Origin of the sequence: Croceivirga thetidis (genome assembly GCF_012272815.1) — a bacterium.
Taxonomy (GTDB): domain Bacteria; phylum Bacteroidota; class Bacteroidia; order Flavobacteriales; family Flavobacteriaceae; genus Croceivirga; species Croceivirga thetidis.
Genome location: NZ_JAAWWL010000001.1, coordinates 1,168,789 through 1,194,826 on the forward strand (window position 1 = coordinate 1,168,789; position 26,038 = coordinate 1,194,826).

Sequence of the window (26,038 nt, forward strand, 5' to 3'; positions counted from 1 at the left end):
AACATTAAAGATTATCAGAATGGATATTAAAGCATTAGCAACAGAAATGGACGGTATAGTGGCCAATGGGGCCATCGTCGACGCGGTAAAGCAATTTTTTGCTGAAAAAGCAACAACTTCAGATTACAATGGGGTGGCTACCTCAAACAAGCGACAAATGATTGAAAAAATGGAAGGTTTTGCTGGGGCCATTGCCCAAGTAAACGGCATTACAAACCATACTACAATCGTTGACGGTTTGGATTCGGCTTCAGAATTCACATTTGACTTTAAAATGAAGGACGATAGTGCAATTTACTGGCATGAGATCATTCGCAGAAAGTGGGATACCAATGGGCGGGTAATTCATGAGGAATATTTTAACGCCCAATAAACAAAATGGAGATGGGCCATTTGCGAACACAATTATCCAATGAGGGTACACCCGATAAAAAATTGGATTTAGGGTTATTATTTATGAGTGCAAGATGGCAATACCAAATCCGAAATATGAATAACAAACACACACAATTTAATAATGAACATAAAAAATAATACAATGAAAAAATTAGTAAGAACAGCAGTTTTTTTAGTGGCAATAACCATAAATACAATGGGTTTTGCACAAGACAAAATGGAGAACAATATTGATAACAGTAATATCGCCCTTCAAGGTTATAGCCCGGTCTCTTATTTAGATTTGGGATTAGCTCAAATCGGGAACAAAGCCTATAAATCAGAATACGAAAAGGTAGTTTACTATTTCACTAGCGCTGAACAAAAGAACATCTTCGATAAAAATCCTGAAAGATATTTACCTCAATATGGCGGTTTCTGTGCCTTTGGAGTGTATGCAGGTGCCAAATTTCGAATTGACCCTTCAAAATTCGTTGTAAAAGACGGTAAGTATTATTTGTTTTTAAACAATGTGGAACTCGACGCTAAACAATTATGGCTGGCAGAAAACAATCACAACAAATTAAAGGGAGTTGCTGACGGCAATTGGGAAAATCTGAGCAAGACGCATAATTAATGTTTTAATCATAGAAAATTTGAAATCATGAAATTCGTTACAAAGAGAATCCATGCATTTTTAGACTACCCAGTGGCCATTGCATTAATTGTACTGCCGTTTTTACTCGGGTTGGGAACATCGAACAGTTTTGCCCTGACACTTTCAGTAGTTACTGGTGTTGCAGCTTTTATTCTAACATTATTGACCAATCACCATTTAGGTGTATTTAAGGTTGTTTCTTATAAGCATCACTTACTAGTAGACTTTACCGTCGCAATAGTATTTATTCTGGCACCTTTTGTTTTCTCTTTTGAGGGTATAGATGCTTATTTCTATTGGATTAATGGAATTGCCGTTCTTACGGTTGTAGGCCTTCATAAACCTGAACCAAGTATTTAAGCAAGCCTAGAATACAAGTCAATAAATGAAAAAGTACACCAATGTGACGTTGGTGTGCTTTGGTTTTATAATTTGAGATAATGAAAACGCTAATAGCCAGAATAAAAAGTTGTAACGCATGTAAGGCCCACTTGCCTTTAGGCCCAAGACCAATTGTCGCAGCGCACGAACAATCAAAAATTGCAATAGTTGGTCAAGCACCGGGCAGCAAAGTGCACAAAACAGGAGTCCCGTGGGATGACCCAAGTGGTAGGCAACTTCGAAAATGGCTTGGGGTAACTGACGAAGATTTTTACAACGAGGAATTATTTGCACTTATCCCAATGGGATTTTGTTACCCCGGAAAAGGGAAATCAGGTGACCTTCCACCTCGGCCTGAATGTGCACCACTGTGGCATGAAGAACTGTTTGGACAAATGCCAAATTTGAAACTAATTGTTCTCATTGGGCAATATGCACAACACTATTATCTGGGGGATAAGATGGACAAGAACCTTACCGAAACAGTTCGGAATTTTAGAAACCATTTACCTAACTATTTTGTTTTACCACATCCATCTCCTAGGAATCGGTTTTGGTTGACAAAGAACCCTTGGTTTGAAGATGACGTATTGCCAGACTTCAGGCATCGCATTAGTACTTCACTGAAGCCCTAAGTCGGCTAAATGTTTCAGGTTTCATATTAAGATAGGACGCCAGATATTTTTGGGGAATGACCTTTAGTTCATCTGGGCAACGACGCATGAAAGCAATATAGCGCTCTTCAGCTGATAAGGTTAGAAGTTCGACCTCTCGAAATAACCGCCCAAAAAGTATATCCTGAAAAAATTGATAGCCCCATTTGTAAAAATCGACTTGCTGATCAAGAAGGGATTGGTAATTTTTTAAAGAAAGCGCGAGTAATTTACTTGGTTTAAGGGCTTCAAGAAACGTATCAGCGGGTTTTTGATAGATAAAAGAATCAAAAACGCCAGAAGGGCTTTCAGAATATGAAAAGCCCAAGACCACTTTTTCACCTTTTTGGTTCAACAAATAAATAGCTTGTACCCCAGAAACCACGATGTAAAAGTATTTTTCCAAGCTTCCAGCTTCAGTAATCAGTTCGTTTTGTTTGAAGTTTTTCTCCTCCCACATTTCAAAAAACGAAACCTCCGTTCCCGCATCAAATGAGATGGGTTTAAAAAATGATTTAATGAGCTGCTTATGGGCTTCTTCCATATCGATTAAAGATACAGATGATCTTTAGGAACCCAGAATTTCATCAATTTGAATTTTGTGTCGTTCCGCATGGCAAATCAAAAATTCAAACGCTTCGGGCAAATGAAATTTTACTATGGGACCAATTGCAGAAGTTATTTTCTTGTGTTCTATTCGTTTGGTCCTACTTTCAACAATAAAAGATTTCAATTGATTATGTGCGTTTTTAAAACGATTGAAAACTTCCTCAATAGTTGCTTCGTTCAAAGAGTTGGGTAAAAGTGGTTCAAACTTTTTGAGTGTCTTCATTTTAAAGGGTCTTTTCGAACCTTTAGGTCGCTGACCTTCAATTACAAAACGATTCCAGAAGCCTGGCTTATATTCCCAAGGACCGTTGTTGTCGTCTTTTAACTTTTCTAAGGTCGAATGTATATTATCTGCATAAAGGGAATAAGCGATGTTCAGGTGCTCCAAAACCTCAATGGTATTCCAAGACTTTTCATTGGGCCTATTTTTCAATCGTTCGACCCCAATGGTTTTCAGGTCGTCAACAAAGTTGAGCAGTTGATTGAGCCGTTGAATTTGGTTTTCGGGAGTAAGAAGCAATTTAGCCATAACTGTTCGTTTTTGATTAAAACAAAGGTCTGGCAATTACTTTTTTTAAAACTTGATACAGGTCAAGAAATTAGACTAGATATAAGACCGTTTCGCTTTCAGAATTAAGATTTAAGCAAGCTATTTCTTTCTTGTTGTATATAATTCCTGTTCGAAAGAAAAATCTAATTTTCATCTAAGAAAAAAACTTCTTCTACCGTCATCTTGAAAAGTCTGGCCATTTTAATCGCAAGTGTTACAGATGGATTGAATTTATTCTTCTCAATGGCGTTAATGGTCTGGCGTGATACTCCAAGTTTGTCCGCCAATTGTGCTTGTGTTAGGTCCAACCTAGCCCGTTCTACTTTTACTAGGTTTTTCATAAATCTTGATTTTTTTTAAAATGAAAAACCACCAAAAACAGAAGCATAAATAAGGAAAGTGCCATATCTAAACTAAATTTTATCTGTGGAGATAAAACATACAAACCAAAGGAAATCAACAAAGTAATAATCACAGTTAATTGATAGGTTGAAAGTCGTAATAGCTTCAAATAATCATCTTCAATTTTCTCCTTAGATAACATATAAACTAAAAGTCCAACGGTTGGCAGGATGTTTAGAATATAATAAATCGTTTGTCCAAGAAAATCTTTAAAATAATGATGTGTTCCTTCTTCAACGCCCTTAAATCCGTCCATAAATGGGTCACCTGCAGTAAAGATGGTAGAGACTATAAACACACCTAAACCTAGCTTTTTAAACCAATTTGGGAATATTTGAAAACTCATATTGCTATTATTTTTTCCTAAAAGTAAATAAAACTTTACATTTTGACAAATAATAATTACAAATAAGAAATATTAGTCTCTCTTTTTTAGTTAAATACTTTAAAAATCAATTTACTCGGAAATCTAAAATCTAGTAGCGAAGCGGTTTAACGTTTAATATCTAGAACCATCATGTTTCCCTTTTTCCCAGCCATATTTACCTAAGTATTGGTCAGCACTTTCCACAGCTCCATCTTCTATCGAAGTGCCCATGCTGTCGTTCCAACGGTTGAGATAGCCAAATAGGGAGATAACTCCTAGCATTTCAACAATTTCACCATCGTTCCAATGTTCATGAAGACGTTTTTTAATATCAGCGTTTACGGTATTGGGTACTTGCGATGCGGCCAATGAAAAATCCAATGCAGCGCGCTCAGCTTCTGAAAAAGCAGGATGTGTTCGGTATTCCCAAATGTTATCCAATTGTTCTTGTTCAGCACCATAACGTTCTGCGGCGCGTATGGCATGTGCCTGACAATAGCGGCAACCGGTCGCATTGCTGCTTACCCAGGCAATCATACGCTTTAGGGCAGAGGTTACGCGGCCTTCGTTGGCCATGACCGCTTTATTAAGATTTATAAAAGCTTTTGATATGGCCGGTCTATGCTGCATTGTCAGTACTGAATTTGGACAAAAGCCTAGGGTTTCGTTAAAAAATTCAGCTAATTTTTTAGTGTCAGGGTCGTGGTTTGGGTCAAGAGGTTCAACAAGTGCCATCGAGTTAGTTTTAAGGTTTTGGCCAAGGTATTGTAGGGATAAAATATGGTAGGAATCGGGGGACAGAATTCTCCCAATTTAAGTCGTATTTTTAACTTTAACAAATTCGATAAAATGGCAGCTATAAATCATATTTCAACAAAATGGATGGCCAATATGGCTTTGGAAAGTAACAATCCTTCAGGCCACCAACTACGTATGGATGCTGGCCCTGATGACGGTGGTGAAGGGTCAGGTTATCGACCAAAAGCCTTAATGCTTTCAAGTCTTGCAGGGTGTTCTGGCTTAGATGTGGCATCCCTAATCAAAAAGATGAAGTTATCGGTAGAAGACTTCCATATCGAAACCATAGGCGAATTGACCGATGAACATCCACGATATTATCACAAGGTCAAAATCGAATACCATTTTTTCGGGCCAGAATTGAACGAAGAAAAGTTACAGCGCGCTGTCGATTTATCAGTAGAAAAATACTGTGGGGTCATGGAGATGTTTCGGCGGTTTGCGGAGTTGGAGATTGAAACGGTGTTTCATCAAAAGTAAGTTCAAGCGCAAGTTCAAGAGTCAAGTTTAAAATGGCAGATAAAAAGTATGACTTAGAAGATAGGTTAGTGGATTTTGCTGCCAAAACAGCAATTCTTGCTGAAAATCTTCCGAAAAATTTTACTGGAAATTACTATGGGAGTCAGTTACTACGTTCTGGAGGAAGCTCAGCACTAAACTTTGGCGAAGCCCAGGGCACTAACACTGATCGTGATTATATTAACAAGGCATCAATTTGTTTGAAAGAGTTAAAAGAAACACGAGTTAACTTGAAAATTTTGAAGAAGTTAAATTATGGAGACTCAACAATAGAGAAGCTATTAGATGAAGCAGAACAATTGATAAAAATTATTGCAACAATAATCAGAAATAAGAAATAATTGAACTTGAAACTTGCACTTGAACTTTGAAAGATGCGCTGGACCCTAAAACCAATACCTGAACAAAATAATGTGAAACGACTTTCTGCAGAGTTGAAAGTTGATGCATTGGTTTCACAGTTATTACTTCAACGGGGGATAGCCAATTATAATGAAGCCAAAGACTTTTTTCGTCCAGAATTGAACGATTTACACGACCCTTTTTTGATGAAGGGAATGCTAGAAGCAGTAAATAGAATTGAGGATGCCATTGCCAAGCAAGAAAATATTTTGGTGTACGGTGATTACGATGTTGATGGTACCACTTCTGTTGCCTTGTTAGCTTCTTTTTTGTTAACGTCTTATGATAAGGTAGCTACCTATATTCCCGATAGGTATGCTGAGGGCTATGGGGTTTCGTTGCAGGGTATTGACTTTGCCGATGATAATGGATTTACACTCATCATTGCTTTGGACTGTGGTATAAAGGCCATAGAAAAGGTTGCCTATGCCAAAGAAAAAGGAATTGATTTCATTATTTGTGATCATCACCGTCCTGGTAAGGAGCTTCCTGAAGCCGTGGCTGTTTTAGATCCTAAAAGGGAAGATTGTACCTATCCTTATAAAGAGCTTTGTGGATGTGGGGTCGGTTTTAAATTGATTCAGGCCCTAAATAGCAATAGCGGTGGTTCAATTGAAGAAATACTGCCCTTTCTTGATTTGGTGGCAACCGCAATTGCTGCAGATATCGTTCCAATAACAGGTGAGAACCGTGTCTTGGCTTTTTGCGGATTACAGGTAATCAATACTGCACCAAGAACAGGAATTCGGGCAATTGTTCAGCAACTCAAGAAAAAAGTACTGACCATAACCGATGTTGTTTTTATAGTTGCACCTAGAATTAACGCGGCGGGTAGAATGGTGCACGGTCAGCATGCCGTGAATTTATTAATGGAAAGCGATGTTGAAAAAGCAATGCAGTTTGCTTCCGAAATTGAAAAATATAACGCTGATAGACGGGATTTAGACAAGGAAATAACCGCGGCTGCATTAACACAAATACAGGAAAACAAAGAAGAGGAAAAGTTCACTTCGGTCGTTTTTGATGAAGATTGGCACAAAGGGGTTATCGGTATCGTTGCTTCAAGGTTGACAGAAACCTACTATCGTCCAACCCTTGTTTTTACCAAAAGTGGTGACAAGTTAGCAGCCTCTGCCCGTTCTGTAAAAGGTTTTGATGTATATGAAGCGCTACAAGGCTGTTCAGATTATCTAGAACAGTTTGGGGGACATAAGTATGCGGCCGGGTTAACATTATTAGAAAGTCAATATCAAAATTTCAAAGACCAGTTTGAAAAGGTGGTTTCACAAACCATCGACCCAAAGCTTTTGACACCCGAAATTCATATCGATGCCCAAATAGAATTGCATCAAATAACACCAAAGCTCTTTCGAATTATTAAGCAATTCGCACCTTTTGGTCCAGGGAATATGACACCGGTTTTTATGGCACAAGGAGTTCAAGATACGGGTTACGGTAAAGGTGTCGGGGAAGATGAAAAACATTTAAAACTGACCCTTGTCCAAAACGGTTCAAAACCTATTGGGGCCATAGGATTCAATCTAGGAGAAAAACTAAGTTTGATCAAAAGCAAGCAACAATTTGATATTGTCTTTTCAATTGAAGAAAACGAATGGAATGGGCAGGTGAATTTGCAATTAAAAATTAAGGACATCAGATGAAGATTGAGCACCTAGCTATTTGGGTTTCAGACCTAGAAGTGTCCAGAACATTTTACACCACCTATTTTGGTGCTAAAAGTGGGGAGAAATACCACAATCCCAAAAAGAACTTTACATCTTATTTTCTGAGTTTTGAGGCAAGTCCAAGGTTGGAAATAATGCATAGACCAGACATTACAAAAATGTTGGAGGCAGGTCAGGAGGTGCTTGGACTCACCCATTTTGCAATCGCTGTCGGTTCAAAAGGCAAAGTAGACCTTTTGACCGAACAACTGAGAAATGCGGGCCATATTATCGTTGGAGAACCCAGAACAACGGGTGATGGGTACTATGAAAGCGTCGTCTTGGACCCTGAAGGCAATCGAATAGAAATAACAGCCTAAAATGTCAAAACCGCTAGATCCATACGCAGCCCTTCGTTATAAGGAATTCAACATTTTTTTGCTCGTTCGCTTTGCTATGGTCTTTGCATGGAGTATGCAGTTTATTGTGATTGAATGGCAGGTATATTCCTTGACCAAAGACCCACTTTCACTGGGCATCATAGGGCTAATGGAAATCATTCCGGCAGTGAGTATTGCCCTTTTTGCAGGGCATATCGTGGACCAAAGTGAAAAGCGTAATCTTCTTGTCAAATGTATTTTGGGATTTTCAGTGATAAGCCTTGGATTGTTTCTGGTAACTCTACCCTCTGTAGAATCCACTTACACCCAAAGAACCATTTTATACACCATCTATGCCTTGGTTTTTTTAGGAGGCTTGGTTCGCGCGTTTATTGGCCCAACAATATTCTCCCTTATCGCGCTGATTGTCCCAAAAAGAATCTATCCGAATGCTGCAACTTGGAGCAGTTCTACATGGCAGGTAGCTTCCGTAGTCGGACCGGCATTTGCAGGTTTTTCCATTAGCTGGATTGGGGTGCATTGGTCACTTTGTGTCATTTTTGGTTTCTCGATACTAGCCTTACTATTCCTTGCCCAAATTGCCAGAAAACCTATTCTCAATCCAAAGTTGGGCGAACCTGTTTTACAAAGCTTGAAGGACGGACTGAAATTTGTCTTTAGCACCAAAGCAATTCTTGGAGCACTTTCCTTAGATATGATTGCGGTGCTTTTTGGTGGAGCGGTGGCCTTATTACCCATTTACGCCCAAGATATTTTAAAGGTAGGTTCAGAAGGTTTTGGTGTTTTGAGAGCTGCACCTGCGGTTGGTGCGTCTATAACAATGCTGGCTTCAACCCGATTTCCATTGCACAAAAATGCGGGCAAGAAACTCTTGTGGGCCGTTTTCGGATTCGGGGTTTGCATTATCGTATTCGGACTTTCGAAACTGTTTTGGCTATCGGTCTTCGCCTTATTTGTAAGTGGAGCAGTTGATGGGGTATCCATGATTATCAGGCAAACCATATTGCAATTGAAAACTCCAGATAATATGCGTGGTAGGGTTGCTTCGGTGAATTCCATTTTTGTGGGATCTTCGAACGAATTGGGAGCTTTTGAAAGTGGGGTTACTGCTAAACTCATGGGAACCGTAACCGCTGTTGTTTTTGGGGGATGTATGACCTTACTTACCGTAACGGGAATGGCCTTTATTTCACCAAGTTTTAGAAAGTTGGATTTAAGTAAGGATGTTGAGGAACAGGAAAAAGAATGACTTACCTAAGACTTAAATTCTTGCAATTTTAGTTCCTTCCCATCGAAAACAGCATAGGTGAAATACTGAATCCAATCGCCTAGATTGGTATATCGCGAATTGTTTTTGAGGTCTATTTCTAGCGGCAGGTGTCGATGTCCAAATATGAAATGATCATGATGTTCTGCTTCCAGTTTACGTTTGCAATATTGTACCAACCACTCTTTGTCTTCACCCAAGAATTTAGCATCGGCATCACCCGAAATTATCTTATTGTTTACAGAAAGGTATTGTGCCAAACGTACTCCTAAATCGGGGTGTAGCCAGCGAAAGAACCATTTTGAAACCGGATTGGTAAAAACCTTTTTCATTCGTTTGAAGCCTTTATCCCCAGGGCCCAAACCATCACCGTGACCAATAAAGAATTTAGTTCCGTTGATTTCCAATTGTTGTGGATGGTGAAAAACCGGAATGTTCAGTTCTTCTTCAAAATAGCCATTCATCCATAAATCATGATTTCCGACAAAATAATAAATCGGGATGCCGGCATCTGTCAACTCTGCCAATTTGCCTAGTGTACGGGTAAACCCTTTGGGTACAACGGTTTTATACTCAAACCAAAAGTCGAATAAATCCCCCATCAAAAAAATGGCCTGAGCATCTGCTTTTATGGCCTCTAGAAAAGAAACAAATTTCTTTTCACGTGGTAGACTGGCTTTTGTATTAGGGGCCCCCAAATGATTATCACTGGCGAAATAAACCTTCTTTCCTTCAGCTAGTTGTATTGACTGCATATATGTGCTAAAGTTATTCAGATTTGAAGAATACGTCCCAACTAATGGTTTTTCCGGTTTCGGCCGAAACTTTAGCAGCTTCCAGAATTTGCATAACCAAAACATTATTTTCTAGCGAAGAAACATCATATGGCTCCAACTGATGGCCGTGTTTTACGACTTGATTCAGCAATGCGAAAGGGTCATGAAAACCTTGCTGAAGTGCTTTTGCTTTTTGCTCGTATGCTCCGTCTTCTTCTTTTTCAAGAATTTTTAAGTCCTGTCCGTTGGAACAAATAACATATCCGGTTTTGCCATACAATTCCATATCCTTTCGGTTATGGGACCAATTCCAAGAAGCCTGAACAATAACCTGTTTGTCTTTATAATCAATGACAATAGTAGCGTCATCATCAACTTTGGGGTACATATCAGGTTTGTAATTTCGGGTTATTGCTGTAACACCGGTCGGTACTTCTCCATTCAAGAACCAAGTGGCTAAATTGGCACCATAACAGCCGAAATCAGTAAGTGCTCCAGCTCCATTCAATACAGGGTCGGTTAGCCATTCCAAAAATTCTTCGTTGCAGCCTATTTCAATGGGTCCGGGATGACCGTGATGAAATACCATTCGTTGAATTGGTCCGAAAAGGGAATCGCCTACGGCCATTTTTTTCGCTTTATGATGACTACTGTACCAAGAGGTTTCGTAGTTGGTCAATAAGGGAACATTATGCTCTTTTGCCAGTTGGGTCATTTTTTGGGCATGCTCCCAGTTCACGGCCATTGGTTTTTCGACCATAATCGGGACACCTTTTGGAGCGAAAAATTCGACCACTTCAAGATGCCCATAAATATCATTAAACGCAGTTACGGCTTCCGGTTTCACGGAGGCATACATCGCTTGCATGGAATCATAGATCAAATCGACTGAAAGCCCATGTTGTTCGCAATAGCGTTCTGCCAAATCACGGTTGGATTCCACAATGGCTACGATTTCAATATCACCGAGATCTTCTCGCCCCAAAATCCAATGCACATGGGTATGTGTCAACCCGATTACGGCAACTTTTAATGGTTCCCCTGAATAGTAAGAAGTCTTGACCTTTTCTTCTGGTGCAGTATTATCCTCAACCATTGGTTTTTTTTCATTGCATCCAATAAAGAGCAAGGTAACAAAGGCGATGGAATTGAATAATTTTTTCATTTTAGTAAAACTCATAAAGTAAATACGCCCCACCAATCACCAGTAAAGGAGAGGCAATCATTAGCAAAATGACCGAACCACGATAAAGGCCCCAAAACGAGATGGTCTTTACTTTGGATTTGTCACTTCTATCGTGGATTATAGCGACTTTAGCTCCAATCTTATAGGGTGGGGGATACGATTTTATGGTACTTGTATAAGTGTGTGTTATTTGATTTCTGTCTTTAAACTCAAAAACGGGTTGGTACATATCGTTATCATCACCTCGTGAAACTACATATTCTTTGACCAAAACTTTGGTCTTTCTACCATTGGCCAACAACGATTTTGTTTTTTGAAACTCTGAGTAGGCGCCATAAGCCAAGAGGCACCCAAGTGCAAAAAAGAAACCATATAAAAGTACCCACCAATTCATAGGTATGGTTTATTTGCGTTTGTATTTGTTGTTATTTCGAATTCGCATCGTAACATAGATGGCAATTACCAGAACCGCTATGCCTGGTAAAACGATGTCGCTATTTAGGAAGTCGAGGATTTCCATTTTTATTTGAACTTTAATCTATTTCTTAAACTTTTCAAGCGCTGCTTTTGTTGCCTCAGACAAGGCCAATTTTCCAGACAGTTCTGCTCTTTCAGTCAATAAGGTATCCCAGTGTTCAGTTCCCTCCCAAAGCACTTTTTTCATGTTAGCCAAAGCTTCTGGATTGTAGGTGGCCAATTTTTCTAGATGTATGTCCAGTTCTTTATCCATTTCTGCAATGGAATCGTACACCTTTGCATATAGACCCTTTTCCTTTGCCCAATAGGCATTTTTCCATTCAGTGGGATACAAGGAAAGTTCGGCAAGGGCCGCCTTCCCGATTTTTTGTTCCACAGCCGGGGCAATTACAAATGGCCCAATACCGATTGCGATTTCAGAAAGTTTAATTGCAGCATCTACCGTGGCATGTACATAATCGCAGGCTGATGCCAAGCCCACGCCGCCACCTACGGTTTTACCTTGAATTCTGCCAATAATTGGTTTTGGACATTTGCGCATGGCATTGATTACATTGGCGAATCCTGAAAAAAAAGCTTTGCCCTCATCCAAATTTGAGACAGCCACCAATTCATCAAATGAGGCTCCAGCACAAAATGCGCGCTCACCTTCTGATTTCAAAACGATTACTGAAACGGAATCATCTAGAGCTAGCTTATCAAATTCATTGGCCAAACGACCCAATAACTCAGAAACAAAGGAATTACTTGCAGGATGCCCAAATTCAACATGTGCAATACCGTTTTCAATTTGGGTGTAAAGGCTTCCGTTCGTTCTACTTGTAGCCATATCAATTCTATTCTTGGTTTAACAAAGCTGCACTTTGGCCCGCGTTGTAAATTATTTGTAGCGTTCTAATTTTACCTTCTTCATTCAATTCAAAAATATCAACTACATCAAAGTTAGATGCATTGCCATTCGCCATTTCCCAACCATAATTAAAGAATAGGGCAAAGCGATTGGAATCTGGTTCATCAAAAAACCCCTTGAACTTCAGCTCTGAGTTACTAGTGTCAGCGTCCAATACTTTAAAAAAATCAATTGGAGATTTGTTGCCATAAATAGGGGAAATCACCACACCATCTGGAGCGAATAGACGAACCAAACTATCCACCTTTCCTTCAGCAAGAAACTCTAAATAGCCATCTGCCAGTACACGTTTATCTGAGGTCCCAATCATATATTCGGAAAGTTACTGGTTTTGCAGAAGGGGTCGAAATTTTCTTCGGAATTTCCATACCAAGGGTGCGGAGCGAAAGAACATCCACACCAGAAAAGCCAACCATATCGCATGAAGTCCCAGCCCAAAATGTAGCCCTAGATAAAGTGTTGGTACAAATCCTAACAAAGTTGCACCCAACAGCAAATTCCTTAAATATTTCATCTCGCCCATACCTTTGAACATGCCGTCGAATAAAAAGGCAACCGCATTCATGGGAAAGCCAATTAATACCAAATAAAATATGGCATAAAAGGCATTTAATACAGTTGCATCTTTCGAGAACAAACGCCCAAGCGGCTCATATAATAGAAATCCTAAAACGAGCAAAACGATGCTAACAATAAAACCATACCAATTGATTTTTTTGGCAAGGGTCCATAGACCATTGTAGTCTTTTGCCCCTAAAAGACGACCTCCCATACTGTTACCAGCGCCAGAATATCCATCAATAAAAAAGGCTGAGAACAACCAAATATTTATGGCAATGGTATGCGCACCAATAAATTCGTCACCTAGGGCAGTGGCTTCTCTTACTGCTAGCATTAAAGCCAAATTAAGTGCCAAAGTGCGTACAAATAAATTAAGCGCCATAAAAATGAGTGATTTGAGCTCTTTATTAAAGGGAAGCTGAAATTTTAGCGAAATTTTGGTCTTAACGTTTAGAAGTACAAAGGCGAGAATGGCCATGACCATTTGAGCAATTAAACTTGCCCAAGCGGCGCCTTCTAAATAAAGAGGGTCTAATACACCTTCTATACCGTAAACCAAGACAAAATCTAATACGATGTTTAGCACTGCTCCGATAATGGCTACAAGCATGGGGTAAAATGTGTTCTGCAATCCTCTAAAAATTCCGAAAATAGCAAATGTGAAAAGGGTCAATGGAAACCCCCAGACCCTTATGGAATAATAGGAAACTGAAAACTCCAAGATTTTACCCTTGGCTTCAAAAAGACTGAATATTTCTTCAGAAAGAAAAAAGGTCGAGCCGAGGATTAGAAAACTCAAGGTAATATTGAGACCTATGGCTTGGGCAGGTAGATTGGCAACTTCTTCCAGTTTATTAGCACCGAGGTATTGTGATATAATGGCAGAAATTGCACTTCTTGTTTGACCTAAAACCCAAATTAACATTGATAAAAAGGAACCAACAATACCAACTGCGGCCAAAGACTCCAATCCATCAATTGGAATATTTCCTACGATTGCCGTATCGGTAATTGATAAGAGTGGTTCAGCAATACCTGAAATAGTGGCAGGAATCGCTAATCGATTTATTGTTTTAAAGTTTACAGCTGTTTTTGTAATCATAGCCGATTAAAGGACCAATTCGTAACAATGAAACGGATGTTCACTTTGTTTCGGGAAAAAAACATCTCCGAGGCGCTGATATCCTCGATTTTCATAGAATCTTTGATTTCTTTTATTTTGAGAAAAAGTATCCAACCTAACGGAAACGAAGTTCTGTGTTTTAGCCAATTCTTCTGCAAATTCCATTAACTGCCGAGCAATACCTTGACCTTGTGATTTTGGATGAACAAATAAACGATGGATGTATATATTTTTTCGGTTTTCAGAAAGCCAAGAGATACTTCTGTATTCTTCATCCATGATTGTTGAAACTACAATACCGCCAATGATCCTGTTGTGATCTACGAAAACATAAAGTTCTTGCCGATTAATATCACTTTCAAATGCTTGTTTGGATGGGTAGTGTTCATTCCATTGAAAAATACCAATTGAAGCTAAGTGAAGTCCACAAGCATTTGTAACAGCTAATATTTCGGGTATTTCTGATAATTTTGCCTTGCGAATCATTGGAACACTTTGATTTCGTTGTAAATTTAAAGGATTAACCTAAGCTACTCGTTATGAACAATATTTTAGTGCCATTAGGCACTTCAAGTACAGCTCACGAAACTTTACAATACGCTATAGATTTCGCTTCTGATTTTGGAGCGAACGTTTACATCATGGATGTATTCAATTTTTCCACTGGGGCAGGGGCACTTGGTAAAGTTGAAGAAAAGGTCGTTCAATCAAGTAAAGAGCGTGCTAAAGAACTTGTTGCAAAGGTTGATTCTAAAGGGCTTGATATTAAGATTGCTTCATATAATGGGGAAATAGTGGATGGCCTAAAAGAGCTTAAACAAGAACTTAATATCGATTTAATAATTCTCGCTCCAAGAAGTAATGAGGTTAATGAAGAGGTTTATTTAGGGAATACTACCGGCAAAATTGTAAAACAAACTAATGTTCCTGTACTTATAATTCCGCAAGGAACAACATATAAACCATTAAAGAACATATTGGTGGCATTCAAGTCAGGAGTATTGAAACGAAGCAAGATTCTACATCCTATAGTTTCGATTAAGAATAAATTTCAATCCCAAATTGAGTTGTTATTTGTTAAAACGCCTGGTTATGACGAAGAAGATTTACAAATCAACACGGCCTTGTTGGATTTGAGTAGGAACCTGACCATAACTGAAAATCAAACCACCTATTTAGGAGTATTGGAGCACTTTCAATCAAAACATCCGGACATGCTTTGTGTCTTCAGGAGAAAAAGAGGGTTTTTCAAAAAGCTTTGGGAAAAGAGTACTATTCTAAAGTCAGAATTTTATGCGCCTATTCCAGTACTGGTTCTTAGTGTTAAGAAATATTAAACGCTCCCGAAGGAGCGTTTAGTGGAGAATACCGGAGTCGAACCGGTGACCTCTTGCATGCCATGCAAGCGCTCTAGCCAGCTGAGCTAATCCCCCATGGGCGATTGCAAAGGAAACATATTTTAGGCTAGTTTCAAAATTGATTATTGACCAGCAAGTTTTGTGATTATGGAGAATTTAAAAGGAAAAGTTGCCTACATAACCGGTGGGAGTAAAGGAATTGGTTTGGGTGTTGCAAAGTGCCTCTTGGATTCAGGAATGAACGTAGCGATTAGCGGGCGTGACCAATCTGCATTGAATGAGGCATTAGCACTGCTAGGGAATCAAGATAACATTTTACCTATTGTCTCCAATGTGACCAAGTATGAAGATGAACTCGAAGCGGTAAAAATGATTAACGCTAAATGGGGGCAATTAGATGTGGTTTTGGCAAATGCAGGAGTGGGTCATTTTGCACCCGTAGATGAGATGTCTCATGACCAGTGGAATCAAATGATTAATACTAACCTCACGGGGGTATTTAATACGTTAAAGGCTACCGTAGAAGCTCTGAAGGAGTCAAAGGGCTATTACATGACCCTAGCCAGTCTTGCAGGCACAAATTTCTTTCCTTCAGGTGCAGGTTATAATGCAACCAAATTTGGGGTTGTAGGTTTTACCCAAGCCGCGATGTTGGATTTACGAAAATATGATATAAAGGTCACTACGATTATGCCTGGTTCGGTAGCTACCCATTTCAATAACAATGAGCCTTCAGACAAAGATTCATGGAAGATACAACCTGAAGACATGGGCAAACTGGTGGTTGATTTGTTGACGATGCACCCTAGAACCCTACCCAGTAAAATAGAAGTGCGGCCAAGTAGACCTGACTTAAAATAGATTTATTCCCCTGTATCAATAAAGGGAATTTCGGGATTCAATATTTCTTCATACAGCAGGTTAAGACGCTCCTCGAATTGATCAATAACGATATCTGAACATGGGTGTTCAAATTCTTTTGCCCTAGTTAAAAGATGAATTTTTTCATTAGGCTTCTTAACTGCCAAAATTCCAGCTTCATTTAAGACTGTTCCATTCTTTCTTTTAAGTAATACATAGCATAAAAGCTGAAAAGCCTGGCTATATTTTGGTTCTGAAAATAAGGGTTCAATGGCATCTATTTTTAAACCGCTGGTATTCACTGTGCCAGTTTTGTAATCTATAATTCTGAGTGTACCGTCTATTTCGTCTATTCGGTCCAATTTTCCTTTTAAAACGAAGGGTGTATTCGCATTCGATTCAGAAATGGTGGCAATCAGACTTTCTTCTAATGATAGAATTTTGAAGTCGTGGCTTAAAGCAATGACCTTGTCTCTTTTTATTACTGATTGAATGTATTTGATAAGTACGTTGTAAAGTATCAGATTTTTTCCTTGATAAATAGCTGATTTGTCATAGTGCTTTTGAAAATGACTTAAGATGTGACTTTCAACGAAAGGAAGGAGATTAGTAAAGTCTTCTTCTTGAAGGGATTTCTTTGGTAATAATTTATAGATTGACTCAAGGGAATCATGTACAATGGTTCCGAGTATATTATATGCCACATTTTCGTCAACATTTTCTGATTCACCAATTTTAAGAATATGTCTTTTGTAAAATTGATATGGGTTTTTAATGTAAACACTCAGAGATGAGGGAGACAGTCCATTTTCCAGTTTTTTAGCCAATTCACTCAAAAGCAAGGGAGTTTTTGATATTTGATTTGCCTGCTTTTTTTTGTAATTGAATTTGGGTGAAACCAATTTATGAGTAATGAAAGGCTCAAGGTTGGGATCTGCAAGTAATTGATGGATAAATCTACTTGGCTGTCCACCATTCAGAACATCTGGTTCGGTATTATAGGTCAGGTATACGTTTTTGGCTCTTTGCAATAACCTATAAAAATGATAGGTGTAAATAGCATCTTTTTCCTTTACTGTTGGCAGGCCAAATTCTTTTTTGACATCGTAGGGAATAAAAGAATTAACCGCTTTTCCGGCTGGGAGAATTCCCTCATTTAAAGAAGTTACAATAACGGTTTCAAAATCCAACGCTCTAGTCTCTAAAACACCCATTACCTGCAGACCTTTATCGGGGTTCCCCCTGAAATTGAGCTTCCCTTTGGATATAAAAGAATTCAACACTAATTCGAATGAATTGATATCCTCAAGGAAGGGATAGGCAGTAATAGAATCATAATAGCCTATCAGAAAATTTTCAAGTTGTGAAATTGCTTCTTTTTCAATTGATGAAAGGTCTTTCTTGTTGGACACAATTTTCAAGATTTCTCTAATAGATTGAATAAATTCACTTGCTTTTAGATTGTCAACAAATAAAAATTCAAATGTCGGGTCAGAGAGGAAATCTTTAAAGCTTGGAGCATCTATATAAATAAGGTTATGTTTTTTTATGTTCTTAGAAAGAGCCGAACACTTTCCATCTGATACAAATACCCCTGTTGTGGGCATTGATAAAAAATTCAATACTTCTTGATATGGGTAACCTTTTTCGTTTAAACTTTTTTTCAACTTTAGAATTGACTCTACAAACTTTATAATTATTGATAATTGTAGTGGATAGCCCATACTAACATTAAGATTCTTGATATGGGGAGGGATAGAGTTCAAGAGCAATGGTAAAAGGGTTTCATCTGCCAATACCAATGCAACAGGTTTGGTATTGATATCGATTTCTTCCAGTAATTTCCCAACGTATTGTGCTTGGGCCGTATTTTTTGGTGCCCCTATTATTGAAATATGTTGTTTTTTTAAATAGTCATTTGTTGAACACAGTAATTGCTTCGCTGCGTTTTTAATGAAATAATTACGGTTTTTTCGATAGAAATAACCTGCTTCATGAATGGAATCAGAGCGAAAATGGTCGTCCAAATCCCAATAGATTTTACTGTTAGTATGTTCTAGTAGAAAATTAAAAATATATTTCTCCGCTTCGTTCAGTGCATTTAAACCAATAATGAAAAAGCTCTTTTCTGTATTAGAGGAAACAAATTCAGAAATTTTCTCACTTGCTACACAATATTGAATTCCTTGACTACCTTTTTTTTGGTCTATTAGCTCTTTTCTGTATTTCTCATATAATTGAGATGCCTTAGCAGAAAATTTGGCATATTCCTTTATTAGTTTGGTCGGAACATTGTTTGGATTCCAATTCTTTATTCTCTCAATAGCCTCTAAATACCCGTATAGCTTTTCATGTGCTATCAAGTATCTATCTATTTCATTGAAATCTCCTAAGATTGTATTGCTCCACCCACTAAATACCGAGAATGTATCATTTTCCTCTGGATTGAGTGATTTGTATAAATCAAAAAGCACAAACTGTTGTTCAAGTTCATCGGCTGTCTCTAGACCAGAAACCTCTTTAATAAACTGCTCAACCGAAAGCATTGCAGGGCTAAAAATGGGCGTCTGATATTTATTGGCCAGTAATTTTTTTAAGGCACGAATTGAGCGATTACTTGGTAGAATGAAAACTGTATGTTCTAAAGTTTTATACTCTAGAAGAATATCATCAATAACCCTATTTAAAAAAGACTGCATAAAACAAAAAAGCCCTGGCATTGCCAGGGCTTTAAAGATATTAAGAAAGTTACTTAAACTTATTTAATCAAGTTGATTTCAACTCTTCTGTTTTGAGCTCTACCAGCTCTAGTATTGTTTGTAGCGATTGGCTTCTCTTCACCATATCCAATAGCACTTAATCTGTCAGATCCAATGCCTTCGTTGATTAAGAAATCACGAACTGCATTAGCACGCTTGTCAGAAAGGCTTTGATTTAATTTCGCACTACCTACACTATCAGTGTGACCTTCAACAGTAAATTTAGCAGTTGGATATTCATTCAAGATTTGAATGATATCAACCATTACTGATGTAGACTCAGCTTTGATTGAAGACTTTCCAGTATCAAACAAGATTGTTCTAGCATAATCGTTCAATTGTTTTTGAACCTCTTCAGTTACTTCTGGGCAACCGTTGTTAGCAACAGTACCAGCAACTTCTGGACATTGATCATCTTTGTCCAATACGCCGTCACCATCACCATCAGGCCATGGGCATCCACCGTTCTCTGCAGGACCAGCTTCGTTAGGACACTGATCATCTTTATCAGCTACACCATCGCCATCAGCATCAGGGCAACCAGCAAGTTCAGCTTTACCAGCTTCGTTAGGACAAGCATCATCTTTATCAGCGATACCATCACCATCAGCATCAGGACAGCCGTTCATTTCTTTTGAACCAGCTTCGTTAGGACAAGAATCTTTACCATCTTCGATACCATCACCGTCAGAATCAGGACAACCGTTGAAAGCTTCTAAACCAGCTACTTCTGGACAAGCGTCATCTTTGTCATAAATACCATCACCATCAGTGTCAGTACCACCGAATCTAACGTTGATACCACCTAAATGTTGAAAGTGCTTAACACCGTAATCTTCGAAAGCGTGCTTGTAAGACGTTTGAAGTACAACACCGATGTTATCTGAGAACCAGTAATTAAAACCAATACCACCATTAACAGTACCAGCTCCAATTTCATCAACCCAAGTATATCCACCACCAACTTCGATGAAAGGGTCTAGTTTTGTATTTCTAAGGATGTTGTACTTAATAGTACCGTCGATAGCATAGTGCGATAAATCGTCTACACTTACATCTCCTAGTTTATCAATTCTGTTTAATGAACCACGAGCTCCTACAGAAAAGCCGTCGCCTATGTATCGCGATACGCCAATGTAAGATACAGATGGAAGAATATTCCAGTGATCAGAAACGTTAAAATATTCATCAAACAAGGTGCCAGTAGGATAGGCAGCACTTGCATCGTTAGTTGGCCACACATCAATTGCGTTTACACCAAAGCTAACTTGCCAAGGGTTGTTTTCGTCTTGAGCTTGTAGATTGTTAGCACCTATAATCAATAGCGCAACAACCAATAATTTGCTAAGATGTTTCATGTTCTAAATTTTAAGTTTAAGTGTTTGTCAGCTGCAAATGTAAGTTGTTAAGAACTATTAACAAAATTCACAACTTATTTTTTTAGTAGGGTAAAATATTGTGCTAAATGATATTTAACTCCTTCCCAACCTCAGTAAAAACAGAAATGGCCTTATCAAGATGTTCTTTAGTATGAGAAGCCGAAAGTTGAACTCTTATTCGTGCTTTTCCTTTGGGAACAACCGGGTAAAAGAACCCAATAACGTAGATTCCCTTTTCCAAAAGTTCATTGGCCATTGTTTGTGATAATTTAGCATCGTAGAGCATAATTGGTACAATGGCTGAGTCACCGTCAACAATGTCAAATCCAGCTTTTAGTATTCCTTCCTTAAAATAACTGGTGTTTTCTTGGAGTATATCCCTTAACGTAGTGTTGTTTTCGAGCATTTCAAAAACCTTTATTGAGGCTCCAACTATTGCTGGGGCCAAAGAATTTGAAAATAGATATGGTCTTGAACGTTGACGCAATATCTCGATTATTTCCTTTTTGCCAGTTGTATAACCACCCATGGCCCCACCTAGAGCTTTACCAAGTGTACCCGTAATGATATCTATTTTGCCCATAACACCTTTTTCTTCAAGAGTGCCTCGTCCAGTTTCTCCTATAAATCCTGCCGAATGACATTCGTCGATCATTACTAAGGCGTCATATTTCTCTGCTAATTCACAGATATCATCGAGTGGCGCCAAGAGACCATCCATCGAGAAGACACCATCGGTTACGATTATCCTAAATCTAGAACCATCTGATGTGGCTACTTTTAGTTGATTTTCCAAATCAAGCATATCATTGTTTGCATATCGATAGCGTTTTGCCTTACACAATCGCACCCCATCAATAATTGAAGCATGATTTAAAGAATCTGATATTATAGCGTCTTCAGCCGTAAGGAGTGGCTCAAAAACCCCACCATTAGCATCAAAGGCAGCCGCATAAAGTATGGTATCCTCTGTGCCATAAAACGATGCGATTTTTGCTTCCAATTCTTTATGTATGTCTTGCGTACCACAAATAAACCGAACCGATGACATACCAAAACCGTGCGTATCCAAGGTCTTTTTAGCGGCTTCCACAACTTCTGGGTGCGAGGAAAGTCCTAAGTAATTGTTTGCACAAAAGTTGATTACCTCTTGACCTGAATCCAATTTGATAACCGCTCCTTGAGATGAGGTAATAATGCGTTCTTCTTTAAACAATCCCTCGTCCTTAATATTTTTTAACTCCGTTTCAAGGTGTTCTTTAATTTGACCGTACATTTTAAATAGCTAAAGTTTTGATGTTATCGTTTATGTATACTAGAATTTTATTTTCTATCGTAAAGCCCATTTTTCCAAGGCAATCTGCATACTCGGATAATTGTGTCTTGTGTTTTGATGATTCAACCCCTGTTTTGTAATCTATTATGGTTGCGTTAGCTCCATCAATAATGATTTTATCAGGCCGAACTTGAGTGCCATCCTCCTTTAAAATTTCTACCTCATTTAATACTTCTAGTCCTTTTTTGAAATAATGATTCAAATCATCATGATGTACAACTTTTTTAATTGTCTCTTCAAGATGATTTGCACTATCAAAGGAAAGTTTATTATTAATCCGAGCCTTGTTAACTGCTTTCGAAATATCATGTTCTTCAAAAACATTAGCCAATGCTTCATGGACAAGGGTACCATAAAACATTGACTGTTTGGTTTCAGAGGTTGAATTTAGTTTAGTTTCCGCAGAAATATCGAAGTTGTACTCCAGAAAAGACTGCCCAGAATAGTCAATTGGCAATGAGGTGTTTGTCTCATGAATTTCTGCATTTTGTACCAGCTCTCCAATGGCATAATTATCATTGCTCTCAGCAAATTCCCTTTCTCTATTAACGTATTCATTAAAAAGTGAAGAATAGGAATCGTTCTTCGAAGATGATATTTTGTTTACGGGTGTACTTATAATGTATAAGCCTAATACCGCTCTGGTAAGTGCAACATACAATACATTGAAGTCGTCAAGTTCTGCTTTTTGATTTTCAATTTCATGAGCACTTTTTGAAATATTGGAAAAATGCTCCATATATCTGTTGTTTTTAACCAAAAGTTCTGAAAAACCAGCGAACTGTTCTTTATTTACCTGAAACCAAAGGTTTTCTTGCTTAGTAGCATCATTGATTACACTGTCAGCGAAGGGATAAATTACAAAAGGAAATTCCAATCCTTTGGCTTTATGAATGGTCATTATTTGAATTGCATTTTCACCTTCATTAAACCTAACCGAAAGTTTTTCGCTATGTACTCCCCAAAATTCTAAAAAGTCAAGTATTGACCCTTTCTTCTTGTTTTCAAATTCAAATAATTCATCAATGAAGAAATTTAAAAAAGCACTGGACTGTTTTGCAAGATCAAAGGTTATAATCAATTCATGCGCAAGCGAAAGTAAACCTAAACTTTTCAGTGAATCAATCTTTAATTCATAGGTTTCTTCAATAAACTGAGGAAATCTAACAAGATTTTCGCGTATAAAATCGTGTGAACCCTTTTTGTCCAGATAGTTAAGTATATTAAAAATATCTTCCTCAGATTCCGGGTTTACCAAAATTCTGAAAAACGATAGGATAAACTGAACTTCAGTATTGTTCTTTAAAAGGAGCGCTTCACTTGAAACTATTGGTATATTCTGTTGTTGAAGAAAGTCTGCCATGGTAATTCCGTCTTTCTTTGATCTTACCAAAATGCATATGTCTTCAAATAGATATCCTTTATTTAAAATTGATTGGATTATCTCTTTCGTTTTATTGCAGTGAGGGCTTTCATTTATAGGGTTGATGTTTTTCTTGGGCAGGAAAGATATGCTAACAATCCCGCCTTTTTTGGTGTTGGTTAGTTGCTGGTTTCCATCTTTATAGGCCTTTGCGAATTCTGTATTTGAAAATTTTGTAGAACAAAAAGAAAAAAAAGAATTATTGAAATTCACAATTTCCTCATGACTACGCCAATTTTTTGAAAGTTGTTCAATTTCAGGGGAAACCATAAATGGATTTTCATTTTGAACCACTAAGTCCAAAAACTGTTTTGGCTCTCCACCTCTCCAACGGTAAATAGATTGTTTCACGTCACCAACCAAGAACAATGAGCCCGTTTTTCCCTTTAAATTTTCACTTTCAAGTGCATGCGAGATTAAGGGAATCAGGTTATTCCACTGTAGAGTTGAGGTATCTTGAAATTCGTCTATAAAATAATTTTGATAACGCTCTCCTAAACGTTCGTATATGTAGGGTACAGGTTGCTTTTTCAGTTCTTGGGAGATTAGTTGATTGAATTCAGGAATAGTAAGAAAGCCTTCTTCTTTTTTAAGGGTCTCGAATTCAGTAATGATTTCTGCCAATAGTGATAATGGGACAACATTTTTTTGACACTTTTTTAAAAACTCTGACTTATTAAAAGAAGTCATGATTACTTCAAAGAATTTTACGAATTCTGGAAGCAATGAATTAATCGAACTTTTAATTGTTTCGTCCTTGGTCTTGGTGTAAAGTGGTTCTTCCCCAAAGTTCTGCTTCCACTTTGCAGTGAAATTTAGTATGCCGGGATTGTTTTTGGCTTGCTCAAGGAATTTTGGAAAATAGCTGCGATTAAAATCAGAAAATTCGAGTCCAGACTCATCAATCAATTTCAGGCATTTCGTTGCAGATTCTTTGATGGTGCTTGAATAATTGATTTCTTGCGATTTCAGGGTGTTTTTTAAATCAACAAAATCGCTTTGTGATTTTGATTTGAGGTTTAAGAGATGATTGTAATGATTTTCGTTGAAGATCAGTTTCCCAATTTCAAGCAAGTTTTGAACGATATCCCAACTTTTATCATCTTCGATTTTTTCCAATGAAAAGTCTATCAATGTTTTAGTAAGAACCTCGTCACTACCGACCCTATTTAAAATTCTGGAAATAACTTGCCCAAGTATTAAATCCGTATCAAGCTCAACCTCAAAATTTTGGGCAACTTTTAGATCTTTTGCAAATGTGCGTATTAGGTTATGGTTGAATCCGTCTATGGTCGTGATCTCGAAGAAAGCGTAATTATGTAGAAGACGTTTGAGTACTTTTTTGGATTTATCTTTTAGTCCCGAATAGGATAAATTCAATTCTAAAGACAGTTCCGTGAAGAGCGTATTGTCTTGAGCTACTGATTCATTGAATGCGAAGTCTTTTAAATTGTTCAAGATTCGCTGTCTCATTTCACCAACTGCTTTGTTGGTAAATGTAATTGCTAAAAGGTTTCTCAAATTCTGACCCCCCTCCGGATTCAATAAAAGAGAAAGATAAGCTTTGGCCAAACGATATGTTTTTCCAGTTCCGGCAGATGCACTTAATATTTTAAAATTTGAGGTTTTCAAAGTAGTTACAAAGTACGTAATCTTAGAATCTTCTTAACATTAAGCGCAATACTTTTAAATGTTAAAGCTGTATTTTTGAAAGACACGAAAAAATTAACTTAAAACAATACAAAATGGCTTTTGAACTACCTAATTTACCATATGACTATGATGCTTTGGAACCGCATATTGACGCCCGTACTATGGAAATACACCATACAAAACATCATAACGGTTACACTACAAAATTAAATGCTGCCATTGCTGGGACTGATTTGGAAGGGAAGGATATCTTGGACATTCTAGGAGGTCTCGATATGTCTAACGGGGCAGTTCGAAATAACGGAGGTGGATTTTATAATCACTCGTTATTCTGGGAAGTTATGTCGCCTGACGGAGGGGGCAACCCTTCAGGTGAACTAGCTGATGCAATAAATAGCGCATTTGGTTCTTTTGATGCTTTCAAGGAAAAATTCAGTGCTGCTGCAGGAACTCGTTTTGGTTCAGGTTGGGCTTGGCTTTGTGTTATGCCAGGTGGCAATCTTGAAGTTTGCTCCACACCTAACCAAGATAATCCGCTAATGCCTGAAACAGGATGTGGAGGAACACCTATTTTGGGATTGGATGTTTGGGAGCATGCGTATTACCTAAATTATCAGAATAGAAGGCCAGACTATGTGACCGCTTTTTTCAACGTAATCAATTGGGACAAAGTAGCAGAGAATTACGCCAGCGGAAAGTAACTCGTAATAACAATTAAATCATAATTAGAACGCACCTATTTGGTGCGTTTTTTTGTGGGTTGATTTATGTGAATAGAAAAGGGCAGGAAAACCTGCCCTTTTCGTCCCAAATCTTACCATAAACTTAACCTACTTATGCTATGGCGAGACTAAATTACTGGTATTGTGTTAAATAACAAAAAAATATAAGGTTTTTTTAGCTTTTGAAAGGGTGTGATTTGGAAAATATAAAGTCTAAAATGTTGGTAGTCAAACAAAAAGAAGGCAGGTATTAACCTGCCTTCTCACCCCAAATCTTACCATGAACTTAACCTACTTATGCTATGGTTTTCCAAATGTACTTCAAGCTGCTTCGAGGGCCTTTATTTATTAGATAAACACCGCTAAATTGGGTTGAAATACCAGTAAGGGATAATTTGATTTCAACTATTGAGGAAAAGGAGTACAATTCTTGAAAGCTGGATTGCTAGAAAATAAAAAAGGTGGAAA

At 38.0% G+C, this 26,038-nt stretch carries 28 protein-coding genes and 1 tRNA gene; 12 read left to right on the top strand and 17 right to left on the bottom strand.

Annotated elements, in window-relative coordinates; genetic code table 11:
- Nucleotides 1–19 precede the first annotated feature (19 nt).
- From HCU67_RS05260 to HCU67_RS05275, 4 genes are all read left to right on the top strand, one after another.
- Nucleotides 20–373 carry a fibronectin type III domain-containing protein gene (locus tag HCU67_RS05260; protein WP_168551524.1) on the top strand — a complete coding sequence of 118 codons (354 nt, stop codon included), beginning with the start codon at nucleotides 20–22 and terminating at the stop codon, nucleotides 371–373.
- Between the two features lie 165 nt (nucleotides 374–538).
- Nucleotides 539–1,012, top strand: coding sequence for a YHS domain-containing (seleno)protein (locus HCU67_RS05265; protein WP_168551525.1), 474 nt, complete (start codon nucleotides 539–541; stop codon nucleotides 1,010–1,012).
- Between the two features lie 27 nt (nucleotides 1,013–1,039).
- A complete protein-coding gene (locus HCU67_RS05270; protein WP_168551526.1) occupies nucleotides 1,040–1,393 on the top strand; it encodes a hypothetical protein in 354 nt (117 codons plus the stop codon).
- Nucleotides 1,394–1,473: 80 nt separating this feature from the next.
- Entirely contained in the window at nucleotides 1,474–2,049 is a 576-nt protein-coding gene (locus HCU67_RS05275) for a uracil-DNA glycosylase family protein (protein WP_168551527.1), read from the top strand.
- Here the strand turns inward: HCU67_RS05275 and HCU67_RS05280 are convergent.
- The 5 genes from HCU67_RS05280 to HCU67_RS05300 form a co-directional block, all read right to left on the bottom strand.
- Nucleotides 2,027–2,611 (bottom strand): Crp/Fnr family transcriptional regulator, encoded by a 585-nt coding sequence (locus tag HCU67_RS05280; RefSeq protein WP_168551528.1) that lies wholly within the window; start codon nucleotides 2,609–2,611, stop codon nucleotides 2,027–2,029. The genes HCU67_RS05275 and HCU67_RS05280 overlap by 23 nt on opposite strands.
- A 24-nt stretch (nucleotides 2,612–2,635) precedes the next feature.
- Nucleotides 2,636–3,205, bottom strand: a complete 570-nt coding sequence (locus HCU67_RS05285; protein WP_168551529.1) for a DinB family protein — start codon at nucleotides 3,203–3,205, stop codon at nucleotides 2,636–2,638.
- Nucleotides 3,206–3,369: 164 nt separating this feature from the next.
- Complete coding sequence (locus tag HCU67_RS05290) at nucleotides 3,370–3,567, bottom strand: helix-turn-helix transcriptional regulator (RefSeq protein WP_168551530.1); 198 nt, start codon at nucleotides 3,565–3,567, stop codon at nucleotides 3,370–3,372.
- On the bottom strand, nucleotides 3,564–3,974 hold the full coding sequence (locus tag HCU67_RS05295; protein ID WP_168551531.1) for a hypothetical protein: 411 nt from the start codon (nucleotides 3,972–3,974) through the stop codon (nucleotides 3,564–3,566). The genes HCU67_RS05290 and HCU67_RS05295 overlap by 4 nt, the downstream gene beginning before the upstream one ends.
- 153 nt (nucleotides 3,975–4,127) lie before the next feature.
- Nucleotides 4,128–4,730 carry a carboxymuconolactone decarboxylase family protein gene (locus HCU67_RS05300; protein WP_168551532.1) on the bottom strand — a complete coding sequence of 201 codons (603 nt, stop codon included), beginning with the start codon at nucleotides 4,728–4,730 and terminating at the stop codon, nucleotides 4,128–4,130.
- Between the two features lie 114 nt (nucleotides 4,731–4,844).
- Between HCU67_RS05300 and HCU67_RS05305 the strand changes: the two genes are divergently transcribed.
- From HCU67_RS05305 to HCU67_RS05325, 5 genes are read left to right on the top strand one after another with little or no spacing between them, the layout of a single operon-like run.
- Entirely contained in the window at nucleotides 4,845–5,273 is a 429-nt protein-coding gene (locus HCU67_RS05305) for an OsmC family protein (protein WP_168551533.1), read from the top strand.
- 32 nt (nucleotides 5,274–5,305) lie between these two features.
- Nucleotides 5,306–5,653, top strand: a complete 348-nt coding sequence (locus tag HCU67_RS05310) for a four helix bundle protein (RefSeq protein WP_168551534.1) — start codon at nucleotides 5,306–5,308, stop codon at nucleotides 5,651–5,653.
- A gap of 33 nt (nucleotides 5,654–5,686) precedes the next feature.
- Nucleotides 5,687–7,375, top strand: a complete 1,689-nt coding sequence (gene recJ, locus HCU67_RS05315) for a single-stranded-DNA-specific exonuclease RecJ (protein WP_168551535.1) — start codon at nucleotides 5,687–5,689, stop codon at nucleotides 7,373–7,375.
- Nucleotides 7,372–7,758 carry a VOC family protein gene (locus HCU67_RS05320; RefSeq protein WP_168551536.1) on the top strand — a complete coding sequence of 129 codons (387 nt, stop codon included), beginning with the start codon at nucleotides 7,372–7,374 and terminating at the stop codon, nucleotides 7,756–7,758. Before recJ ends, HCU67_RS05320 begins: the two co-directional genes overlap by 4 nt.
- A gap of 1 nt (nucleotide 7,759) precedes the next feature.
- Nucleotides 7,760–9,028, top strand: coding sequence for an MFS transporter (locus tag HCU67_RS05325; protein ID WP_168551537.1), 1,269 nt, complete (start codon nucleotides 7,760–7,762; stop codon nucleotides 9,026–9,028).
- Between the two features lie 5 nt (nucleotides 9,029–9,033).
- On the opposite strand, the gene HCU67_RS05330 is transcribed toward HCU67_RS05325, so the two are convergent.
- From HCU67_RS05330 to HCU67_RS05360, 7 genes are all read right to left on the bottom strand, one after another.
- Nucleotides 9,034–9,801, bottom strand: a complete 768-nt coding sequence (locus tag HCU67_RS05330) for a UDP-2,3-diacylglucosamine diphosphatase (protein WP_210423629.1) — start codon at nucleotides 9,799–9,801, stop codon at nucleotides 9,034–9,036.
- Between the two features lie 13 nt (nucleotides 9,802–9,814).
- Entirely contained in the window at nucleotides 9,815–10,987 is a 1,173-nt protein-coding gene (locus HCU67_RS05335) for a Gfo/Idh/MocA family protein (RefSeq protein WP_246865702.1), read from the bottom strand.
- 1 nt (nucleotide 10,988) lies between these two features.
- Nucleotides 10,989–11,402, bottom strand: a complete 414-nt coding sequence (locus HCU67_RS05340; RefSeq protein WP_168551538.1) for a DUF3592 domain-containing protein — start codon at nucleotides 11,400–11,402, stop codon at nucleotides 10,989–10,991.
- 144 nt (nucleotides 11,403–11,546) lie between these two features.
- Nucleotides 11,547–12,314, bottom strand: a complete 768-nt coding sequence (locus HCU67_RS05345) for an enoyl-CoA hydratase/isomerase family protein (protein WP_168551539.1) — start codon at nucleotides 12,312–12,314, stop codon at nucleotides 11,547–11,549.
- Nucleotides 12,315–12,321: 7 nt separating this feature from the next.
- Nucleotides 12,322–12,705, bottom strand: coding sequence for a nuclear transport factor 2 family protein (locus tag HCU67_RS05350; RefSeq protein ID WP_168551540.1), 384 nt, complete (start codon nucleotides 12,703–12,705; stop codon nucleotides 12,322–12,324).
- 12 nt (nucleotides 12,706–12,717) lie between these two features.
- Nucleotides 12,718–14,058: an MATE family efflux transporter gene (locus tag HCU67_RS05355; RefSeq protein ID WP_168551541.1), complete on the bottom strand. Its 1,341-nt coding sequence runs from the start codon at nucleotides 14,056–14,058 to the stop codon at nucleotides 12,718–12,720.
- 6 nt (nucleotides 14,059–14,064) lie between these two features.
- Entirely contained in the window at nucleotides 14,065–14,565 is a 501-nt protein-coding gene (locus tag HCU67_RS05360; RefSeq protein ID WP_168551542.1) for a GNAT family N-acetyltransferase, read from the bottom strand.
- A gap of 53 nt (nucleotides 14,566–14,618) precedes the next feature.
- Between HCU67_RS05360 and HCU67_RS05365 the strand changes: the two genes are divergently transcribed.
- Nucleotides 14,619–15,416 carry a universal stress protein gene (locus tag HCU67_RS05365; RefSeq protein WP_168551543.1) on the top strand — a complete coding sequence of 266 codons (798 nt, stop codon included), beginning with the start codon at nucleotides 14,619–14,621 and terminating at the stop codon, nucleotides 15,414–15,416.
- Nucleotides 15,417–15,438: 22 nt separating this feature from the next.
- On the opposite strand, the gene HCU67_RS05370 is transcribed toward HCU67_RS05365, so the two are convergent.
- Nucleotides 15,439–15,512 (bottom strand) — tRNA-Ala (locus HCU67_RS05370).
- A gap of 72 nt (nucleotides 15,513–15,584) precedes the next feature.
- Here HCU67_RS05370 and HCU67_RS05375 point away from each other — a divergent pair.
- Nucleotides 15,585–16,298: an SDR family oxidoreductase gene (locus tag HCU67_RS05375; RefSeq protein WP_210423631.1), complete on the top strand. Its 714-nt coding sequence runs from the start codon at nucleotides 15,585–15,587 to the stop codon at nucleotides 16,296–16,298.
- A gap of 2 nt (nucleotides 16,299–16,300) precedes the next feature.
- Here the strand turns inward: HCU67_RS05375 and HCU67_RS05380 are convergent, their stop codons facing one another.
- The 4 genes from HCU67_RS05380 to HCU67_RS05395 all read right to left on the bottom strand — a co-directional run bounded on the left by HCU67_RS05380 (nucleotide 16,301) and on the right by HCU67_RS05395 (nucleotide 24,827).
- On the bottom strand, nucleotides 16,301–19,018 hold the full coding sequence (locus HCU67_RS05380) for a PD-(D/E)XK nuclease family protein (RefSeq protein ID WP_168551545.1): 2,718 nt from the start codon (nucleotides 19,016–19,018) through the stop codon (nucleotides 16,301–16,303).
- 38 nt (nucleotides 19,019–19,056) lie between these two features.
- Nucleotides 19,057–20,415 (bottom strand): OmpA family protein, encoded by a 1,359-nt coding sequence (locus HCU67_RS05385; RefSeq protein WP_168551546.1) that lies wholly within the window; start codon nucleotides 20,413–20,415, stop codon nucleotides 19,057–19,059.
- Nucleotides 20,416–20,518: 103 nt separating this feature from the next.
- Nucleotides 20,519–21,712 (bottom strand): glycine C-acetyltransferase, encoded by a 1,194-nt coding sequence (gene kbl, locus HCU67_RS05390; RefSeq protein WP_168551547.1) that lies wholly within the window; start codon nucleotides 21,710–21,712, stop codon nucleotides 20,519–20,521.
- Nucleotide 21,713: 1 nt separating this feature from the next.
- A complete protein-coding gene (locus HCU67_RS05395; protein WP_168551548.1) occupies nucleotides 21,714–24,827 on the bottom strand; it encodes a UvrD-helicase domain-containing protein in 3,114 nt (1,037 codons plus the stop codon).
- A 113-nt stretch (nucleotides 24,828–24,940) separates the two neighbouring features.
- Between HCU67_RS05395 and HCU67_RS05400 the strand changes: the two genes are divergently transcribed.
- A complete protein-coding gene (locus tag HCU67_RS05400; RefSeq protein ID WP_168551549.1) occupies nucleotides 24,941–25,549 on the top strand; it encodes a superoxide dismutase in 609 nt (202 codons plus the stop codon).
- The last annotated feature ends 489 nt before the right edge of the window (nucleotides 25,550–26,038 follow it).

Bases quoted from the DNA above. Each gene is read 5' to 3' on its own strand.
- HCU67_RS05260 (WP_168551524.1), top strand. From the start codon at position 20: ATGGATATTAAAGCATTAGCAACAGAAATGGACGGTATAGTGGCCAAT.
- HCU67_RS05265 (WP_168551525.1), top strand. From the start codon at position 539: ATGAAAAAATTAGTAAGAACAGCAGTTTTTTTAGTGGCAATAACCATA.
- HCU67_RS05270 (WP_168551526.1), top strand. From the start codon at position 1,040: ATGAAATTCGTTACAAAGAGAATCCATGCATTTTTAGACTACCCAGTG.
- HCU67_RS05275 (WP_168551527.1), top strand. From the start codon at position 1,474: ATGAAAACGCTAATAGCCAGAATAAAAAGTTGTAACGCATGTAAGGCC.
- HCU67_RS05280 (WP_168551528.1), bottom strand. From the start codon at position 2,611: ATGGAAGAAGCCCATAAGCAGCTCATTAAATCATTTTTTAAACCCATC.
- HCU67_RS05285 (WP_168551529.1), bottom strand. From the start codon at position 3,205: ATGGCTAAATTGCTTCTTACTCCCGAAAACCAAATTCAACGGCTCAAT.
- HCU67_RS05290 (WP_168551530.1), bottom strand. From the start codon at position 3,567: ATGAAAAACCTAGTAAAAGTAGAACGGGCTAGGTTGGACCTAACACAA.
- HCU67_RS05295 (WP_168551531.1), bottom strand. From the start codon at position 3,974: ATGAGTTTTCAAATATTCCCAAATTGGTTTAAAAAGCTAGGTTTAGGT.
- HCU67_RS05300 (WP_168551532.1), bottom strand. From the start codon at position 4,730: ATGGCACTTGTTGAACCTCTTGACCCAAACCACGACCCTGACACTAAA.
- HCU67_RS05305 (WP_168551533.1), top strand. From the start codon at position 4,845: ATGGCAGCTATAAATCATATTTCAACAAAATGGATGGCCAATATGGCT.
- HCU67_RS05310 (WP_168551534.1), top strand. From the start codon at position 5,306: ATGGCAGATAAAAAGTATGACTTAGAAGATAGGTTAGTGGATTTTGCT.
- recJ (WP_168551535.1), top strand. From the start codon at position 5,687: ATGCGCTGGACCCTAAAACCAATACCTGAACAAAATAATGTGAAACGA.
- HCU67_RS05320 (WP_168551536.1), top strand. From the start codon at position 7,372: ATGAAGATTGAGCACCTAGCTATTTGGGTTTCAGACCTAGAAGTGTCC.
- HCU67_RS05325 (WP_168551537.1), top strand. From the start codon at position 7,760: ATGTCAAAACCGCTAGATCCATACGCAGCCCTTCGTTATAAGGAATTC.
- HCU67_RS05330 (WP_210423629.1), bottom strand. From the start codon at position 9,801: ATGCAGTCAATACAACTAGCTGAAGGAAAGAAGGTTTATTTCGCCAGT.
- HCU67_RS05335 (WP_246865702.1), bottom strand. From the start codon at position 10,987: ATGAAAAAATTATTCAATTCCATCGCCTTTGTTACCTTGCTCTTTATT.
- HCU67_RS05340 (WP_168551538.1), bottom strand. From the start codon at position 11,402: ATGAATTGGTGGGTACTTTTATATGGTTTCTTTTTTGCACTTGGGTGC.
- HCU67_RS05345 (WP_168551539.1), bottom strand. From the start codon at position 12,314: ATGGCTACAAGTAGAACGAACGGAAGCCTTTACACCCAAATTGAAAAC.
- HCU67_RS05350 (WP_168551540.1), bottom strand. From the start codon at position 12,705: ATGATTGGGACCTCAGATAAACGTGTACTGGCAGATGGCTATTTAGAG.
- HCU67_RS05355 (WP_168551541.1), bottom strand. From the start codon at position 14,058: ATGATTACAAAAACAGCTGTAAACTTTAAAACAATAAATCGATTAGCG.
- HCU67_RS05360 (WP_168551542.1), bottom strand. From the start codon at position 14,565: ATGATTCGCAAGGCAAAATTATCAGAAATACCCGAAATATTAGCTGTT.
- HCU67_RS05365 (WP_168551543.1), top strand. From the start codon at position 14,619: ATGAACAATATTTTAGTGCCATTAGGCACTTCAAGTACAGCTCACGAA.
- HCU67_RS05375 (WP_210423631.1), top strand. From the start codon at position 15,585: ATGGAGAATTTAAAAGGAAAAGTTGCCTACATAACCGGTGGGAGTAAA.
- HCU67_RS05380 (WP_168551545.1), bottom strand. From the start codon at position 19,018: ATGCCAGGGCTTTTTTGTTTTATGCAGTCTTTTTTAAATAGGGTTATT.
- HCU67_RS05385 (WP_168551546.1), bottom strand. From the start codon at position 20,415: ATGAAACATCTTAGCAAATTATTGGTTGTTGCGCTATTGATTATAGGT.
- kbl (WP_168551547.1), bottom strand. From the start codon at position 21,712: ATGTACGGTCAAATTAAAGAACACCTTGAAACGGAGTTAAAAAATATT.
- HCU67_RS05400 (WP_168551549.1), top strand. From the start codon at position 24,941: ATGGCTTTTGAACTACCTAATTTACCATATGACTATGATGCTTTGGAA.